Origin of the sequence: Roseivivax sp. THAF30, from assembly GCF_009363575.1 — a bacterium.
GTDB classification, from domain to species: Bacteria; Pseudomonadota; Alphaproteobacteria; order Rhodobacterales; family Rhodobacteraceae; genus Roseivivax; species Roseivivax halotolerans.
The window spans coordinates 1483767-1501606 of record NZ_CP045389.1 but is presented as its reverse complement, the minus strand read 5'-3'; the positions used below and the strand labels follow the sequence as shown (position 1 = coordinate 1501606).

Sequence of the window (17840 nt, the reverse complement as noted above, 5' to 3'; positions counted from 1 at the left end):
TCTTCCGAACATTCTCGGTAGTGCGCCTTGTCGGAAAACTGTCTCGCGTCTCCTTACGGTAAGCCAGCAGATCCACCTTAGTATGCAGTAGAGCTCGAGTGCGAAACCTCCCGCGACGACTTGGGAGCAGGAAAGTCAATTTCTCTGCCTTTACAAAGTACGCGTTTTTTCGGTTTTATTACAGAAGCCGTATTGCTAAAATACACTCAAAGCCGCAGTCATCAATCGAGTCTTACCTTGAAAATCTCAATTGTCACCGCCGTATTCAACCGCTCTAAAACCATCTTAGACGCCATTGAAAGCGTAGCCGCACAGAAGCACGCTGAGGTCGAGCACGTAATCCAGGACGGCGGCTCGACGGATGGCACGACCTTTTTGATCGCGGAACGCCAGGACCCGCGTATCTCCTGCGTCACAGAGCCCGACAGCGGTATCTACGATGCAATCAACCGTGGGATAAAACGTTCGAAAGGCGACGTGGTTGGTCTCATGCATTCGGATGACTTTTTTCCAAATGAGCAGATACTTAGCCGGGTGGCGAATGTCTTGGATGACACTGGTGTCGACGGAGTTTACGGCGATCTCGATTACGTCTCGGCTAAGGATACGTCACGTATCATTCGGCGGTGGCGTTCCGGCCCGTACAGCCGTGACCGTCTGTCGAAAGGCTGGATGCCACCCCACCCGACGCTTTATCTCCGCCGCGAAGTTTTCGAGCGTTATGGGCTTTATGACACCTCCTTCCGTATCTCAGCCGATTATGACGCGATGCTGCGCTATATCGTAAAAGGAAATTTAAAGCTCGCGTATGTTCCTGAGGTCTTTGTGAAGATGCGAATAGGGGGAGAGAGTAACAAATCAATACGAATGATCCTAAAAAAAAGCCGTGAAGACTATCGGGCAATTCGAAAAAACGAAGTTGGCGGCATCTACACGCTGGCAATGAAAAATCTAACTAAGATCAAACAATTCATATGAAAGACCATCTAAATACATGACCAAACGCGCACTTATTACCGGCATCACGGGCCAAGACGGATCGTATCTTGCCGAATTTCTTCTTCACAGAGGCTACGAGGTACACGGCATAAAGCGTCGCGCATCGAAATTTAACACAGATCGCATCGACCACATTTATCAAGATCCGCACGCACCGAATCCCAATCTTATTCTTCATTACGGAGACCTTACTGATAGCTCGAACCTAACACGCATTCTATCGGAAGTTCGCCCCGACGAAGTTTATAATCTCGGTGCTCAATCCCACGTCGCGGTTAGCTTCGAGAGCCCGGAATATACAGCAGACGTAGACGCGATGGGCACTCTACGTCTACTCGAGGCTATCAGGTTCCTGGGACTCGAAAAAACAACACGCTTTTACCAGGCGTCCACATCGGAGCTGTATGGTCTCGTTCAAGAGACTCCTCAACGTGAGACGACGCCATTCCATCCGCGAAGCCCCTATGCTGTAGCCAAGCTCTATTCCTACTGGATCACAGTCAATTACCGGGAAGCGTATGGAATGTATGCCTGCAACGGCATCCTTTTCAATCATGAGAGCCCGCGCCGGGGTGAGACGTTCGTTACTCGCAAGATCACTCGCGGCCTTGCGAACATCGCGCAAGGTCTCGAGGAGTGCCTGTTCATGGGCAATATAGATGCTCTCAGGGATTGGGGGCATGCCAAGGACTATGTGCGCATGCAGTGGATGATGCTCCAGCAAGAGGAGGCGGAGGACTTCGTAATCGCGACCGGCAAGCAATACAGTGTGCGCGAGTTCATCACCTGGAGCGCACTGGAGCTCGGTATCGAGCTTGAGTTCTCCGGTAGCGATGTCGAAGAAATCGCAACAGTAAAGGCCGTCACCAGCGACCGCGCGCCTGCCGTAAAGGTCGGCGACGTCATCATGCGGATTGACCCACGGTATTTCCGACCAGCCGAAGTCGAGACGCTCCTTGGCGATCCGACCAAGGCGAAAGAGAAACTTGGCTGGGAACCTGAGATTACGACGCAAGAGATGTGCGCCGAGATGGTCGCTGAAGATCTGCGGAACGCGCAACGTCATGCGCTCCTGAAGACGCATGGCTACGACATCCCAGTAAGTCTCGAGAACGGGTGAACGACATGAAGATCTATGTGGCGGGTCATCGTGGTATGGTCGGCGGGGCCATTCTCCGACAGTTGGAGGCGCGGCCAGATGCGAATGACCTTACGCTAGTAACCCAAACCCATGCCGAGCTCGACCTCACCGACCAGGCGCAGGTGCGTGATTTCATGCACTCTGAGAGTCCTGACGTGGTGGTACTTGCCGCCGCGAAGGTGGGCGGAATCCAAGCAAACAACACCTACCCTGCCGAGTTCATCTACGAGAACCTGATGATCGAGGCGAATGTCATCCATCAGGCGCATTCAGCGGGCGTCGACCGTCTTCTGCAACTCGGCTCGTCGTGCATCTATCCGCGCAACGCCGATCAGCCGATGCGTGAAGAAGCGCTTCTAACGGGCACGCTGGAACCAACCAATGAGCCTTATGCCATTGCCAAGATCGCAGGGATCAAACTCTGCGAAAGCTACAACCGGCAATATGGCCGCGATTACCGTTCAGTCATGCCGACCAATCTCTACGGTCCTGGTGACAACTTCCATCCTGAGAACAGCCATGTGCTCCCAGCACTGATCCGCCGCTTTCACGAGGCGCGTGAGGCTGGCCTCGACGAGGTGACGATCTGGGGGACAGGCACGCCAAGACGCGAATTCCTGCATGTGGATGATATGGCGGCAGCCTCGCTGTTCGTCATGGATCTCGACCGCGAGACATATGAGGCCAACACGGAACCGATGCTGAGCCACATCAATGTCGGCTGCGGCGAGGATATCTCGATCTTTGAGCTTGCTCAAATGGTCGCTCGCGTGACGGGCTTCGAAGGACGGATCGAGACCGATCCCGCAAAGCCAGATGGCACGCCACGCAAGCTGATGGATGTCTCACGCCTGCGCGATATGGGCTGGCAGGCATCAATCGACTTAGAGGACGGAGTGCGCGAGACCTACCGCTGGTTCCTCGAACACACGTCAGAACTTCGAGCCTAATACTGCGCCAGGCATGTCATTAAACAGTACGCGCGTAGCAAATTGTTCAAAATGCTTCAGTGACTGGCCTCAATTTCCCGACTTCACAAGGTTCAACGCGAGTTTCTACAGAGCATAGATCGCCTTACCCGAATTCAATTAGATGAGGCCAATTTGCCGTCCATTACCCCTATCCTTCTCTGCGGCGGCTCAGGAACGCGCCTCTGGCCCTTGTCCCGCAAGTCCTACCCCAAGCAATTCGCCGACCTTCTCGGCGAGGAAAGCCTGTTCCAGGCGTCTGCACGCCGTTTGCAGGGCCAAGGCTTTGCGGCGCCGGTGATCCTGACGGCGAACGATTTCCGCTTCATCGTCACCGAACAGCTCGCTGCCGTGGAGCAGGCGGCGCAGGGCATCCTGATCGAGCCCGAAGGGCGGAACACCGCCCCGGCGATCGCGGCGGCGGCGCTTTGGCTTGTCGCGCGAGAACCCGGAGCCATGATGCTGGTCGCTCCGTCCGATCACGCGATCCCGGACCCGCAGGCGTTCCGCGCGGCCGTTGCAGCTGCCCTGCCCCGTGCGGAGGCCGGCGATATCGTGACCTTCGGCATCGCCCCGACCCGGCCCGAGACGGGGTATGGGTATCTCGAGCTTGCAGGAGATGCCGCACCCGCGGCGGAGACGCCCCAGCCCCTCGCCCGCTTCGTCGAAAAGCCCGATCTCGCTTGCGCCGAGGAGATGCTCGCAGCCGGGCGGTATCTCTGGAATGCCGGGATCTTCCTGTTCTCCGCGCAGACGATGATCGACGCGTTCGAGACACATGCGCCAAAGATGCTGGCCAAGGTCCGCGAGGCCGTGACCGGCGCGGCGCAGGATCTGTCCTTCACCCGTCTTGCCGCCGATCCCTGGGACGGGGTCGAGGATATCTCCATCGACTATGCCATCATGGAGAAGGCGACCAACCTCGCCGTGATGCCCTACAAGGGCGCGTGGTCTGATCTCGGAGGCTGGGACGCGGTCTGGATGGAATCTCAGCCCGACGCGACCGGCACGGTCACATCCGACCATGCGACCGCCATCGACTGCACCGACACGCTTCTGCGCAGCGAGTCGCCCGAGGTGGAACTTGTGGGCATCGGGCTGACCGACATTGTCGCCGTCGCCATGAACGACGCGGTGCTTGTCGCCCACAAATCCGAAGCGCAGCGCGTCAAGGAGGCCGTCTCGGCGCTGAAAGCCCGCGGCGCGGCGCAGGCCACGAGTCTTCCCATCGACCATCGCTCCTGGGGCTGGTTCGAAAGCCTCGTGACCGGAGATCGCTTCCAGGTGAAACGCATCCACGTCAATCCAGGCGCGGCCCTGTCGCTGCAGAGCCATCACCATCGCTCCGAGCATTGGATCGTCGTGCAAGGCACCGCGAAGGTGACCGTAGACGACGACGAAGTCCTGGTGACCGAGAACCAGTCCGTCTACATCCCGCTCGGCGCCGTCCACCGGATGGAAAATCCCGGCAAGGTGCCGATGGTCCTGATCGAAGTGCAGACGGGCCGCTATCTCGGCGAGGATGACATCATCCGCTACGACGACGTCTACGCGCGCGGACAGGGAGCCAAGGGATGAGCGGCCTCACCTGCTTCAAAGCATACGACATACCTGAGAACCTCAGTGTGCGGGGTAATTACCCTGGTCGCGCTTGCGAGCTGGCTATTTTTCCGCGCCAGTTCTGTCTTTTTAGCTCCAAATGTTACGAGGCGGGCCTACTGTCCGCTCGATAAATTGGTTTACAGAAAGCGTCTAAGTACTTGATTCACAAGTAGAAAAAAATGGGTACGTTTACAGGAAGTCCATTAATTCTCAGCACAAATTCTCGGATTGCAAATCCGTCTACAAACGATTTGCGCGCCCTAAGATTCACCCGAACGACGTGTAGCGCACAGCTCAGCAAATATGGCCGGCGACGAGTCCTCGGCACCAGACGGATCGTGGTGGATCCATGTGAAAATCTTGGATTTCTAATCGTTTCAATACCTTAGCAGGTGGTAGCGAATACGGGCAGACACTAGCTCCGAACGTATGGCGGCAGTTATCATAGGTCTGGAAGCTCCTGAGGCGCTCATTGAGTAGTCCATTTATTGCATAACACTTCAGCGCTCAGTCAGGGTAGGTCGTACTCTGCGGGGCAACGACCTTGACCTTTGGGGTAGGATTGTGTGAACAGAAACAGGGGTGAATCATAGAACAATCCATTTACAGGCGTTCGGTATCTGGTCAGTGTCACTGACACTTCCATTTCCGATGATAAAATAGCGGGGGCGCCGAGTCGCTTGATCGGCACGTGACAAAAAGGCAAAGCCGTCCTTCGCTAGGTGGCATCTGGGCGGCGATAACGACATCCGCAAATAAATACTAAATTCTTCGGTAGTAGATTTCAGATTATGGACAATATCCTCAAAAGCTTGGCGCTCACTTTTGACGTTGCTCCGCTTGTGATCGCGATGACATCTGTCACCGCCCTTCTCCTATGCTCATTGCTCATCTCGCTGCGACCCGCACTTTCTCGTTTTTGGCGCGAACGCGGCGATGCGTCTGCCGTGCAAGCGTCGCACGAAGGAAATCCGCCGCGTTGCGGCGGGCTGGCGATTTTCGCAGCGATCTGCCTGTCCGCCGCATGGCTCGGCACATCGGAGATGTCGGTTGCGCTCCCGCTGCTTCTGTCCGCACTCCCCGCCGTTATCGCCGGCACGATCGAGGATTTCGGATATGGTGTCAGCCCGCTCGGCCGGCTGATTGCATCCGCGGTCGCCGCCATATGTGCGATCTGGCTGTGCGGGCTTTGGGTCCCACGGTCCGATATTGTCGTTCTGGATACATTCATGCAGATCCCGGCGGTTGCGATCCTGATTACCGTGTTCTTCTCCGCAGGGTTCTGTCATGCGCTCAACCTCACGGATGGAATGAACGGTCTGGCGTCCACCGTCATCGTGTCCGGTGCGATCGGACTGGCCGCGGTTGCGTCCCTCGAGGGACAGACCGAGGTTGCGCTCTTTGCCCTGCTTCTTGCGGCGGCGGGCGTCGGCTTTTTCCTTCTGAACTGGCCGTTCGGCCTGATCTTCTTGGGTGATGCCGGGTCTTACGGGCTTGCTCACCTTCTGATCTGGTGCGCTTTTATTCTTGCCTGGACGTCAGACGCAATCGCGATCCCGGCACTGCTTCTCATCCTTTTCTGGCCGTTCGCGGACACCACTCATACGATCGTGCGTCGCCTTTTGTCTGGCGCGCGCGTGGCCGCGCCGGACCGATTTCACATGCATCAGGTACTCCGCCGGAGCCTTGAAATCATATGGCTTGGCCGCGGCAACAAGCGCGTGTCAAACCCCGTGACAAGCCTTTTCCTGATACCGTTGATCATGTCCCCCGTGGCGCTGGGTATCGTACTCCACGATCAGCCGCTTCTGTGCTGGATTGCATTCGTCCTGTGCGGATTGGCATTCACGATTCTACATCGGTCGCTGGTCATCTTCACCAAGCGACACGACCGCATGAGCCGGCGTCGCCGCGAAGTATCAGTGGCCCGGCTCAGGGGCCTCGAGAGCACCTAAATCTGGGTATTTTGCGTCCGCGAAAACTGATTGGATCGAGCTGCTTCGTTGACGTTTGAAGCATCGCTGTCTCGAAAAAATTTCTAGAGGCCGGACGGCACATTATACTTGGTTGGTGCTGCATCCAACGCACGCCCGAAGTGAAGCGCCTGTGCCCTGTGGCCCCGGTCAGCAGCAGACGTAGGCAGCGGAACCACAACTCGCGACCGTGAATGAGACCGACTCGCCACAGAGTTGCGTCTGCAAGTCCTATCGGTTTCAAAGTGACTACGAGAAATCGTTCAGTATGGGACGCGAGGACAACGGCCCTCGTCGCTAAAAGCCACAAAACAAATACTCTGAAACTTTAGGTCTTCAATGTCCATTACCCCTATCCTTCTCTGCGGCGGCTCGGGAACGCGCCTCTGGCCCTTGTCCCGCAAGTCCTACCCCAAGCAATTCGCCGACCTTCTCGGCGAGGAAAGCCTGTTCCAGGCGTCTGCACGCCGTTTGCAGGGTGAAGGCTTCGCGGCGCCGGTGATCCTGACGGCGAACGATTTCCGCTTCATCGTCACCGAACAGCTCGCTGCCGTGGAGCAGGCGGCGCAGGGCATCCTGATCGAGCCCGAAGGGCGGAACACCGCCCCGGCGATCGCGGCGGCGGCGCTTTGGCTTGTCGCGCGAGAACCCGGAGCCATGATGCTGGTCGCTCCGTCCGATCACGCGATCCCGGACCCGCAGGCGTTCCGCGCGGCCGTTGCAGCTGCCCTGCCCCGTGCGGAGGCCGGCGATATCGTGACCTTCGGCATCGCCCCGACCCGGCCCGAGACGGGGTATGGGTATCTCGAACTCGCGAGCGATGCCGCACCCGCGGCAGAGACGCCTCAGCCCCTCGCCCGCTTCGTCGAAAAGCCCGATCTCGCTTGCGCCGAGGAGATGCTCGCAGCCGGGCGGTATCTCTGGAATGCCGGGATCTTCCTGTTCTCCGCGCAGACGATGATCGACGCGTTCGAGACACATGCGCCAAAGATGCTGGCCAAGGTCCGCGAGGCCGTGACCGGCGCGGCGCAGGATCTGTCCTTCACCCGTCTTGCCGCCGATCCCTGGGACGGGGTCGAGGATATCTCCATCGACTATGCCATCATGGAGAAGGCGACCAACCTCGCCGTGATGCCCTACAAGGGCGCGTGGTCTGATCTCGGAGGCTGGGACGCGGTCTGGATGGAATCTCAGCCCGACGCGACCGGCACGGTCACATCCGACCATGCGACCGCCATCGACTGCACCGACACGCTTCTGCGCAGCGAGTCGCCCGAGGTCGAACTCGTGGGTATCGGTCTGACCGACATCGTCGCCGTCGCCATGAACGACGCGGTGCTTGTCGCCCACAAATCCGAAGCGCAGCGCGTCAAGGAGGCCGTCTCGGCGCTGAAAGCCCGCGGCGCGGCGCAGGCCACGAGTCTTCCCATCGACCACCGCCCCTGGGGCTGGTTCGAAAGCCTCGTGACCGGCGATCGCTTCCAGGTGAAACGCATCCACGTCAATCCAGGCGCGGCCCTGTCTCTGCAGAGCCATCACCACCGCTCCGAGCATTGGATCGTCGTGCAAGGCACCGCGAAGGTCACCGTGGACGACGACGAGGTCCTGGTGACCGAGAACCAGTCCGTCTACATCCCGCTCGGCGCGGTCCACCGGATGGAAAATCCCGGCAAGGTGCCGATGGTCCTGATCGAAGTGCAGACCGGCCGCTACCTCGGCGAGGATGACATCATCCGCTACGACGACGTCTACGCGCGCGGACAGGGAGCCAAGGGATGAGCGGCCTCACCTGCTTCAAAGCATACGACATCCGCGGGCGGCTCGGTGTCGATCTCGACGCAGAGATCGCCTACCGGATCGGACGTGCCTTCGCCGACGCGCTCGAGGCCAAGCGGGTCGTCCTTGGCCGCGACGTTCGGGCCTCTTCGGAAGAGCTGGCGGAATCCGTAGCGCGCGCCTTAAGCGATGCGGGATGCGAGGTGCTCGACCTCGGGCTCTCAGGCACCGAGGAGATGTATTTCGCTACCACGCATTTCGGCGCCGATGGCGGGATCTGCGTGACCGCGTCGCATAACCCGATGGATTACAACGGGATGAAGATGGTGCGCGCGGGCTCTGCTCCGCTCGGATCGGAGACAGGTCTGGCGCGGATCAAGGATTTGGCCGAAGCGGATGAGTTCCCGGCGCCGCATCCGGACGGATCGATCACGGATGTCGCCAGCGAAGCCCGCGCGGCCTACGTTGCGCGCATCGCGTCCTTCGTGGACATGGACACTCTGAACCCGCTCAAGATTCTCGTGAACGCGGGGCACGGCGCTGCCGGGCCGACCTTCGACGCGCTTGCCTCGCATCTGGCGGACATGGGCGCGCCTTTCGAGTTCGTCCGCATGTATCACGAGCCGGACGGAACCTTCCCGCAAGGCATCCCGAACCCGCTCCTGCCTGAGAACCGGCCCGCCACGGCTGAAGCCGTTCGAACGCATGGCGCGGATTTCGGCGTGGCTTGGGACGGCGATTTCGACCGCTGCTTCTTCTTCGATCACACCGGCGCGTTCATCGACGGGGAATATGTCGTCGGCCTCCTGGCGGAAGCCTTCCTGAAGAAAGAGCCCGGCGCCGCGATCGTCCATGATCCGCGCATTGTCTGGAACACGCAGGATATCGTGGCCGAAAGCGGCGGGCGCGCGGTGCAGGCGCGAACCGGTCACGCGTTCCTGAAGCAAGCCTTGCGCGACGAGGACGCCGTCTATGGCGGCGAGATGTCGGCGCATCACTATTTCCGCGACTTCTGCTTTTGCGACTCAGGCATGATCCCGTGGCTCCTCGTCGCCGAGCTCGTCAGCCAAAAGGGACCGCTCGCTGATCTCGTGGCAGAGCGGCGCACGAAGTTTCCCTCTTCTGGTGAGATCAACTTCACGCTCGAGGATCCCGGCGCAGCCATCGCACGCGTGCGCGCTGCCTTCGAGCCCAAGGCTCAGGCCGTCGACGAAACCGACGGGCTTAGCTTCGACCTCGGCACCTGGCGGTTCAACCTTCGCAGTTCCAACACCGAACCGGTCGTGCGACTCAATGTCGAGGCAAAGGGCGACAGAGCGCTCGTCGATGCGGGCGTCGCGCGCGTCGAAGCGCTGCTGCGGCAAGGCGAAGCCCGCCAGGCTTAACGGGGATTTAGGGTTAAGGCGCCATTGTCGGAGCGAACGTTAGCCGCTCCGAGGCCCCATGACGCCCATCACCTGCGCCATCATCGGCACAGCCGGACTGCCGGCCCGCTATGGCGGGTTCGAGACGCTCGCCGAAAATCTCGCGCGCCAGAACCGGGAGGCGCCGCAGCCGGTGGACCTTACCGTGTATTGTCCCGGCCGCGGCGGTCCACAGCGCTATGAGGGCGCGCGCCTGCGCTATGTGCCGCTTCCCGCGAATGGCGCCTTCTCGGTTCTCTACGATATCATCTCGATGCTGGAAGCCGTGCGGCGCGGGACGGACACGATCCTATTGCTCGGCGTGTCGGGCGCGCTTGCTCTGCCGCTCATCCGCGCTGTCTCTCGGGTGCGGATCGTCACCAATATCGACGGTCTCGAATGGCAGCGTCGCAAATGGGGGTGGCTTGCACGGCACGTCCTGCGTCTGTCCGAGCGGGCCGCGATACGCTGGTCGCACCATATCGTTGCGGACAATCCCGCCATCGCGCGCCATGTCACATTCGAATATGGCCGTGCCTGCCATGTTATCCCTTATGGAAGTGACCATGGCGCGGTTCTTCCCATCAGGAATTCACCATCTCCGGGCCCCGCCCTCGCAATCGCGCGGATCGAGCCCGAGAACAATGTCGAGATGGTGCTCGAGGCGTTCGCTCAGATGCCGGAGCGATGCTTGACCTTCGTCGGCAATTGGCGGGCGAGCCGATACGGTCGGCGTCTCAGAGACCGTTTCGCGGCCTGCCCCAATCTCGATTTGCAGGACGCGGTCTATGACCCTCTAGCCTTGTCACGCCTGCGCCGCCGCGCCTCGGTGTATATTCACGGGCACTCAGCCGGTGGGACGAACCCGTCCCTGGTCGAAATCATGCCCTACCGCATTCCAGTCCTCGCCTTCGCGACGGGCTCGAACTGGCAGACCACCGAAGGACGGGCACTTTATTTCACGAGCTGCGCCAGTCTTTGCGGGCAACTTGAGGATCTGTCGGAGGAGAGCGCCCAGCAAATCGGCGACGACATGGCCGCCATTGCTGAACGCCGCTACCGCTGGGCGGATGTCGCGGCGAGATATTTCAGCCTTCTCGCCGCAAGCTGCCGTCCTGCCACAACCAAGATCACTGCGACGCGCCCCTCGTGGCGTTCCGCCGCGTTCCGGTCTAAGCCTCTGGCTGTAAGCGAGAAGTGAGGCGCCATGAAGATCCTCGTAACAGGCGGTGCGGGCTTTATCGGCTCTGCGGTGGTGCGGCTTGCGGTGGCAAGGGGGCACGAGGTCGTCAATCTCGATGCGCTGACCTATGCGGCCAATCCCGCAAACGTCGCGCCGGTGGCCGACAGCCCGCTCTATAGGTTCGAACATGCGGACATTCGCGACCGTGCCGCGCTTGACCGCATCTTTGCCGAGCATGCGCCCGACGCGGTCATGCATCTCGCGGCCGAAAGCCATGTGGATCGCTCGATCGACGGCCCGGCCGCCTTCATGGAGACGAACGTCACCGGCACGTTTCACCTCCTTGAGGCCGCGCGGAGCTATTGGCTCGCGAAAGGCCGCCCGGATACCTTCCGATTCCACCATGTCTCGACCGACGAGGTCTTCGGATCTCTGGGCGAGACCGGGCTCTTCACCGAAGAGACGGCCTACGATCCGCGCTCGCCCTACTCCGCCTCCAAAGCCGCCTCGGATCACCTCGTTCGCGCCTGGGCAGAGACCTACGGGCTGCCGGTGGTGCTCTCGAACTGCTCGAACAATTACGGCCCCTACCACTTCCCCGAGAAGCTGATCCCCGTCGTCATCCTGAACGCGCTGCATGGCCAGCCGATCCCGGTCTATGGCGAGGGACGGAACGTGCGCGACTGGCTTTACGTCGAGGATCACGCCGACGCGCTCCTGACGGTCCTGCAAGACGGGGCCCTCGGGCGCAGCTACAATATCGGCGGGAACAACGAGCGCGCCAATATCGATCTTGTCCGGGATCTCTGCGCCATCCTCGACCGCTTGCGCCCGGACGCCGCACCGCACGGCGATCTCATCACCTTCGTCGCGGATCGCCCGGGCCACGATCTGCGCTACGCCATCGACGCAAGCCGGATCCGGGACGAGCTCGGCTGGCAGCCTTCCGTCACCTTGCAGGAGGGCCTCGAGCGGACCGTGCGCTGGTATCTCGAGAACGAGGACTGGTGGCGCCCGCTTCTGAGCCGCGACGGCGTCGGAACGCGGCTCGGGGTCGGCTCATGAGCATCCTGGTGTTCGGACGCTCGGGCCAGGTCGCAACCGAACTTGCGACATCGCCCGATGTCATCGCGCTCGGGCGCGCGGCCTGCGATGTGACCGACGCGGACGCCATCCGCGCCGCGATCGACAGCCACGCGCCCAAGGCCATCATCAACGCCGCCGCCTATACCGCCGTCGACCGCGCCGAGGCCGAGCCCGACGCGGCCGCGGCTTTGAACGCGCGGGCGCCCGCCGTCATGGCAGAGGCGGCCGCGGCACGCGGCATTCCCTTCGTGCATATCTCGACCGATTACGTCTTCGACGGGTCGGGCGATGCCCCTCGCGCGCCGGGCGCCGTGCCCCGACCCCTCAATGTCTACGGGGCCACCAAGCAGGACGGCGAAGAGGCGGTCCGTGCGGCGGGCGGCCCTCATGCCATCCTGCGCACCTCCTGGGTCTTCTCGGCGCATGGCGCGAACTTCGTGAAGACGATGCTGCGCCTTGGCGCGGAGCGGGACGCGCTGAGCATCGTCTCCGACCAGATCGGCGGGCCCACCCCGGCCCGCGCCATCGCCGAGGCTTGCCTCAAGATCGCAGCGCAGCTCTCTGACAACACGGAGCTTTCCGGCACATACCACTTCTCGGGCGCGCCCGATGTCAGCTGGGCGGACTTCGCCCGCGCGATCTTCGAAGCGGCTGGGCTCGATTGCACCGTGACCGACATCCCGACCTCGGATTATCCCACCCCAGCGGCGCGTCCGCTCAATTCCCGTCTCGATTGCGCCGCGACCGCCGAGGCCTTCGGCATCGGCCGGCCCGACTGGCGCGCGCATCTCGATCTCGTTCTGAAGGAGCTCGCATGACACAGCGCAAAGGCATCATCCTCGCCGGAGGCTCCGGCACGCGGCTTTACCCGATCACGATGGGCGTCTCGAAGCAGCTCCTGCCGGTCTACGACAAGCCGATGGTCTATTACCCGCTCACGGTCCTGATGCTCGCCGGCATCCGCGAGATCTGTGTCATCACCACGCCCGAGGACCAGGCGCAGTTCCAGCGCACGCTCGGGGACGGCTCGCAATGGGGGATCAGCCTCACCTATATCGAGCAGCCCTCCCCGGACGGGCTGGCGCAGGCATATCTCCTTGCGCGCGACTTTCTGGATGGGGCGCCCTCCGCGATGGTGCTCGGCGACAACGTCTTCTTCGGCCACGGCCTGCCCGAGCTTCTCGCAGAGGCCGATGCGCGCACAACCGGCGGCACGGTCTTCGGCTACCGCGTCTCGGACCCCGAGCGCTACGGCGTCGTCGATTACGACGCGAACGGGCGCGTGACACAGGTCATCGAAAAGCCGCAGAAGGCGCCCTCGCCCTACGCGGTCACGGGGCTTTACTTCCTCGATGGAAGCGCGCCCGAGCGCGCGGCGACCGTAACCCCGTCGGACCGCGGCGAGCTCGAGATCACCTCGCTTCTGGAGACCTATCTCGAGGATGGTCTGCTCGACGTGCGCCGGATGGGCCGCGGCTATGCCTGGCTCGACACCGGCACCCACGGCAGCCTCCTCGATGCGGGCAACTTCGTCCGCACCCTCGTCCAACGCCAGGGCCTGCAGATCGGCAATCCCGACGAGATCGCATATGAGGCCGGGTGGGTCGGACGGGACGAGATCGAGGCGCGCGCAAAAGCCTTCGGGAAGAACGATTACGGCGCGTACCTGAGGCGACTTCTGGACTAAGGCAGAGCCTCAGGCCAGAAGGTAATCCGCCTCGGATGCGGTTGTAGATGCGCCGACGCCTTCGAACAGGATCGTCTGGTCGAAGAAGCTGAGCTCGAACCCCTCCGGCGTCCTGTCGAAAGAGAAGTTGCGCAAGCCGATCCGTCCGTAATCGGACAGGTCGAGCTGGTCGTCTCCGTTGCCCCAATCGGTGATGACATCGTAACCACCTTGGCCCTCGACGAAGATGAACGTGTCGTCGCCGGCGCCGCCAGTCAGAACGTTGTCGGCGGCATTGGCAATGATCGCGTCATTCCCCGAGCCGCCGGTCGCGTTTTCGATCACGACACCATTGGCGATGGTATAGCCGCCATAGATGCCCTCGACATAGGAGATCCAGCCGCCACCGCCTTCCTCGAGTTCCAGCGTGGCCGGGCGCAGGTCGAGAACCGCGTTCTCGCTACCGTCGTAGCGCAGCTCGTCCGTGCCGCCCGCATCCCAGATGCAGGCATAGAACGTCCCGGAGCCGTTGGCATCCGGCAGCATGTAGACGTCATCGCCTGTCGCATGGTCCATGTTCGCGCCGTACTTGTCCTGAAGCACCGCGATATCGACCGCCATCGGCGTGCCCTGATACCCGTAATTCACCGTATCGAGCGGTGTCACATCGCCATCGGGGTTCGTCACCCAACCATCGATATAGGACATCATCGTGTAGACGCCCTGGTTCAGATCGTCGACGCCGGTGCTGCCGGAGTTGAACACGCCGGGCAGGATCGGCGAGCCGCCGCCAGTGTCATGTGGATGCGCGAGGCCGAGCCCGTGGCCGAGCTCATGAATGAGAGTGATGAAGCCGTAGCCGCCCTGTTCGAGACCGCCGGTTTCGTTCCAGCCGGTGCCTTCGCTGTTGAAGCCACCGGAGCCTTCGTTGAGCGTTCCCGGCGGGTTAAAGACACCGAGATAAAGACCGCGCGCGTCGACCTTGTTCAGAACGAGTTCCGCGTCCTCGGCATTGTCGACCTCGACGAACTCGACGTCGATGATGTCCTCGAAGGTCTGAAACGCGATCTCGGCCTGGCCTTTCTCATACTCCGACCATTCCTGCGACTGGAAAAAGCCGAACCGCTCCCCTGGCACGGCGAAGTAGTATTCGATCACCATGTCGCCGTCGGCGTTGGTCTGACCGGAGGCGATCTGCGTGCCCCAGTCGATCGCGTCGGTGTAATCGGTGGTCACCGCGACCGAAGGATCCGGGAGCGTCGTCGCCCCGGTCTGGTTGCCGTTCATCAGTCCAGCTTTGTCACAATAAATGCACATGAAATCCGTCCGTCGCGCTTAATTGCACCCTTGCGCGCAAATTAGCCGCGACTAGTCGGACAAATCAATCGTCAAGAGCCGATGAAACGAATTTTCCCTGACGTGGAGTAAAGACGAGTCAGACGGATGCGATCGTCTGAAACGCGTTTCGAAGCGCTTCGGACCAAGCCTGGCTCATCTTCTGGAAGCTTGGGTCTTCCGCCTCGATGCGGCGAGCACGGCTGATCTGCAGCGCGTCGTTCTCGATCACCACGAGATCGAGCGGCATGCCGACGCTCAGGTTCGACCGCAAGGTCGAATCCATCGACAAGAGCACCGCCTTTTCGGCATCCGCGAGCGTCGTTTCCGGCCGGATCACGCGATCCAAGATCGGCTTGCCGTATTTATGCTCCCCGATCTGGAGATAAGGCGTCTCGGCGGTGGCCTCGATGAAATTGCCCTGCGGATAGATTAGGAAGAGGCGCATGGCGCCATCCGCGCGCTGGCCGGCGAGGATTAGCGATGCCGAAACGCCGGTTTCCTGCCGCTGCATCTTCCCCCGGACCTCATACGTGACCTGGCCCAGCATGTTGCCCACGATCTCCGCGACGCGAAGCATAGAGGGTGCATGCATGATCGAACTGTTCTCATCGCCATGTTCGATCGCCTCGGTCAGTCGCGCGATCGTCGTCTGCGTCACCGACAGGCTGCCCGCCGTCATGATCGCGATTACCCGCTCACCCGGTGTCTCGAAGGTGAACATCTTTCGATAGGTGGAGATATTGTCGAGCCCGGCATTGGTGCGGGTGTCTGACAGAAGGACCATCCCCTCGTTCAGAAGGAGGCCGACGCAATAGGTCATCGATTCGAACCTGTATTCATAGCCGCTCAGGCTTAAGCCTCATCCCGCGACGCTTCAATGCGTGCATGATCCCGTATCGCGCGGGCGTTACCGTTTCATTGCTGCTGTTGCCCTTCCACTCCGCCTTCGCGCACCTTCACGCGCACATCGAGCCGCTCGCCACCGCCGCCGGTTACCACCCCGCGGATCGGAGAGGCATCCTGCGCATCGTACCCCGAGCCGAGGCGGATGTAGCGATCATCGGGGCAGACGCCGTTCGAGGCGTCGAAGCCGACCCAGCCCAGATCCTCGACATAGAGTTCCGCCCAGGCATGGCTGGCCTCGGACATATGGTCTTCGGACGCGCTGAAAAGATAGCCTGTGACATAGCGCGCCGGAATGCCCGACAGCTGCGCCAGCGCGATCAGAACATGTGTCTGATCTTGGCACACCCCCTTGCCAAGATCGAACGCCTCGGCGGCGGTCGTGTAATGCTCGGTCTCGCCGGGCATGTATTCGACGCGCTCCGCGGTCACCGTGGAAAGCGCATGCGCCTTTTCGAGGGTGGGTTTTCCCTCGAGCGCGGAGAGCGTCTCTTCGGCCGCCTCCCGCAAGGGTTGGCTGGGCCAGGTGCGCGCGGTCGGCGTAAGGTAGGCCGAAGGCGGCACTTTCTCGCGGTGATCCTTGAGGATGCCAGCGTAATCGGTCGTCTCGACCTCGCCGGTCACCTCGATCTCGAACGCATCGAGCGGCCCCTGCACGCTCACCGTTTCGGTCCAGTCGCCGGCCCCGTCGCGAAAGGCGGCCCCGCGCGTCGCCTGGAGCATGTTCACCTCCCACGAAATCACGCGCTGGTTGGCGCAGCGCGACGGCACCAGCCGATGCGACTGGATCAGCCGCCGGACCGGGATATCGAAGTTGTAGCGGGTGATATGGCTAACGCTGAGCTTCATTCCGGCACCCCTTCCAGGTAACTCGACTGGACCGCGCCCGCGATCTCCGAGTTGCGTGACATGTAGCGCAACAGGAACTGGTGCAGGCCCTCATCGAAGATGTCCTCGATCGTCGCTTCCGCGAGCTCCCCGAGAAGACCGCGCGCATGGGACGCGGCTCTCGGTGTGTGGCCATAGCCTCGCGCAAGCGCATCGAGGTGATCGACGCTGCCTTGCGTCGCGGACAGAAGTGAGCGCGGAAACTGCCGGTTCAGGATCAGAAGATGCGCGATCTTGGCGGCGGTGATCTCTCCCTTGTAGGCCCAGACGAAGGCCCGGTGCGCCTGCATCGACCGAAGCAGGGTCGCCCATTGCGACTGATCGAGGGCCGAGCCCACATAGGACAGGCTCGGGAGCAGCACGTAATATTTCACGTCGAGGAGCCGCGCCGTGTTGTCTCCGCGCTCGATCGAGTGGCCGAGCCCCATGAAATTATAGCCATCATTGCGAAGCTGCGTTGCATCGATGGCCCCACGGATCTGCGCGCCCGAGCGGAGCGACCAATCGGCCAGATCGTTCACCAGAAGCTTCGAGCGCTCCATCCTGTGAAAGCCCTGCAATTCCTGGAACGTCGTGTTGATCGCGTCCCAGACAGAACTTGTCAGCGCCGTTCGAACGACGCGTGCGTTCTCCCGCGCGGCGGCGAGGCAAGACATGACCGAGGCCGGGTTGGCACTGTCGAAGAACAGGAAGGTTTCGACGTTCCGTTGAACCGGGTCGCCAAACTTCTCGCGGAAGGCCTCGAGCTGGCCCAGCGCTTGCAGCACGGCCTCCCAGTCGTTGCGAAGGCCGCCACCGATATCCGGCATCAGCGCGTTGCGAGCGCCCACCTGCAGAAGGCGCGCGGTGGTTTCGGCGCGCTCGAGATAGCGGGCCATCCAGTAAAGATGCGATGCGGTCCGGCTCAGCATGTC

General features: G+C 61.4%; 15 protein-coding genes. 11 read left to right on the top strand and 4 right to left on the bottom strand.

Annotated features, from left to right (window positions below; all coding sequences use genetic code 11):
- The first annotated feature begins 237 nt into the window (after positions 1 to 237).
- From FIU91_RS07285 to rfbA, 11 genes are all read left to right on the top strand, one after another.
- Entirely contained in the window at positions 238 to 978 is a 741-nt protein-coding gene (locus FIU91_RS07285) for a glycosyltransferase family 2 protein (RefSeq protein ID WP_152463677.1), read from the top strand.
- 16 nt (positions 979 to 994) lie between these two features.
- Positions 995 to 2119: a GDP-mannose 4,6-dehydratase gene (gmd, locus tag FIU91_RS07280; protein WP_152461996.1), complete on the top strand. Its 1125-nt coding sequence runs from the start codon at positions 995 to 997 to the stop codon at positions 2117 to 2119.
- 5 nt (positions 2120 to 2124) lie between these two features.
- A complete protein-coding gene (locus FIU91_RS07275; RefSeq protein ID WP_305793830.1) occupies positions 2125 to 3090 on the top strand; it encodes a GDP-L-fucose synthase in 966 nt (321 codons plus the stop codon).
- 153 nt (positions 3091 to 3243) lie between these two features.
- The gene (locus FIU91_RS07270; RefSeq protein ID WP_152461994.1) at positions 3244 to 4686 is read left to right on the top strand and encodes a mannose-1-phosphate guanylyltransferase/mannose-6-phosphate isomerase; all 1443 of its coding nucleotides are present in this window, start codon (positions 3244 to 3246) and stop codon (positions 4684 to 4686) included.
- A gap of 971 nt (positions 4687 to 5657) precedes the next feature.
- Positions 5658 to 6665, top strand: coding sequence for a glycosyltransferase (locus FIU91_RS07265; protein ID WP_172974960.1), 1008 nt, complete (start codon positions 5658 to 5660; stop codon positions 6663 to 6665).
- A 357-nt stretch (positions 6666 to 7022) separates the two neighbouring features.
- Positions 7023 to 8462 (top strand): mannose-1-phosphate guanylyltransferase/mannose-6-phosphate isomerase, encoded by a 1440-nt coding sequence (locus FIU91_RS07260; protein WP_152461992.1) that lies wholly within the window; start codon positions 7023 to 7025, stop codon positions 8460 to 8462.
- Positions 8459 to 9844, top strand: coding sequence for a phosphomannomutase (locus FIU91_RS07255; RefSeq protein ID WP_152461991.1), 1386 nt, complete (start codon positions 8459 to 8461; stop codon positions 9842 to 9844). The genes FIU91_RS07260 and FIU91_RS07255 overlap by 4 nt, the downstream gene beginning before the upstream one ends.
- Positions 9845 to 9902: 58 nt before the next feature.
- Positions 9903 to 11063 carry a DUF1972 domain-containing protein gene (locus FIU91_RS07250; protein WP_152461990.1) on the top strand — a complete coding sequence of 387 codons (1161 nt, stop codon included), beginning with the start codon at positions 9903 to 9905 and terminating at the stop codon, positions 11061 to 11063.
- Positions 11064 to 11069: 6 nt separating this feature from the next.
- Positions 11070 to 12110, top strand: a complete 1041-nt coding sequence (gene rfbB / locus FIU91_RS07245) for a dTDP-glucose 4,6-dehydratase (RefSeq protein ID WP_152461989.1) — start codon at positions 11070 to 11072, stop codon at positions 12108 to 12110.
- On the top strand, positions 12107 to 12949 hold the full coding sequence (gene rfbD, locus FIU91_RS07240) for a dTDP-4-dehydrorhamnose reductase (protein ID WP_152461988.1): 843 nt from the start codon (positions 12107 to 12109) through the stop codon (positions 12947 to 12949). Before rfbB ends, rfbD begins: the two co-directional genes overlap by 4 nt.
- On the top strand, positions 12946 to 13818 hold the full coding sequence (gene rfbA / locus FIU91_RS07235; protein ID WP_152461987.1) for a glucose-1-phosphate thymidylyltransferase RfbA: 873 nt from the start codon (positions 12946 to 12948) through the stop codon (positions 13816 to 13818). The genes rfbD and rfbA overlap by 4 nt, the downstream gene beginning before the upstream one ends.
- Before the next feature lie 9 nt (positions 13819 to 13827).
- On the opposite strand, the gene FIU91_RS07230 is transcribed toward rfbA, so the two are convergent.
- The 4 genes from FIU91_RS07230 to FIU91_RS07215 form a co-directional block, all read right to left on the bottom strand.
- The gene (locus tag FIU91_RS07230) at positions 13828 to 15084 is read right to left on the bottom strand and encodes a M10 family metallopeptidase (RefSeq protein ID WP_172974959.1); all 1257 of its coding nucleotides are present in this window, start codon (positions 15082 to 15084) and stop codon (positions 13828 to 13830) included.
- A 148-nt stretch (positions 15085 to 15232) separates the two neighbouring features.
- Positions 15233 to 15955, bottom strand: coding sequence for a proteasome-type protease (locus FIU91_RS07225; protein WP_152461985.1), 723 nt, complete (start codon positions 15953 to 15955; stop codon positions 15233 to 15235).
- Between the two features lie 95 nt (positions 15956 to 16050).
- The gene (locus tag FIU91_RS07220) at positions 16051 to 16887 is read right to left on the bottom strand and encodes a transglutaminase family protein (protein WP_152461984.1); all 837 of its coding nucleotides are present in this window, start codon (positions 16885 to 16887) and stop codon (positions 16051 to 16053) included.
- Complete coding sequence (locus FIU91_RS07215; RefSeq protein ID WP_093014792.1) at positions 16884 to 17837, bottom strand: alpha-E domain-containing protein; 954 nt, start codon at positions 17835 to 17837, stop codon at positions 16884 to 16886. Before FIU91_RS07215 ends, FIU91_RS07220 begins: the two co-directional genes overlap by 4 nt.
- Between the last annotated feature and the right edge of the window lie 3 nt (positions 17838 to 17840).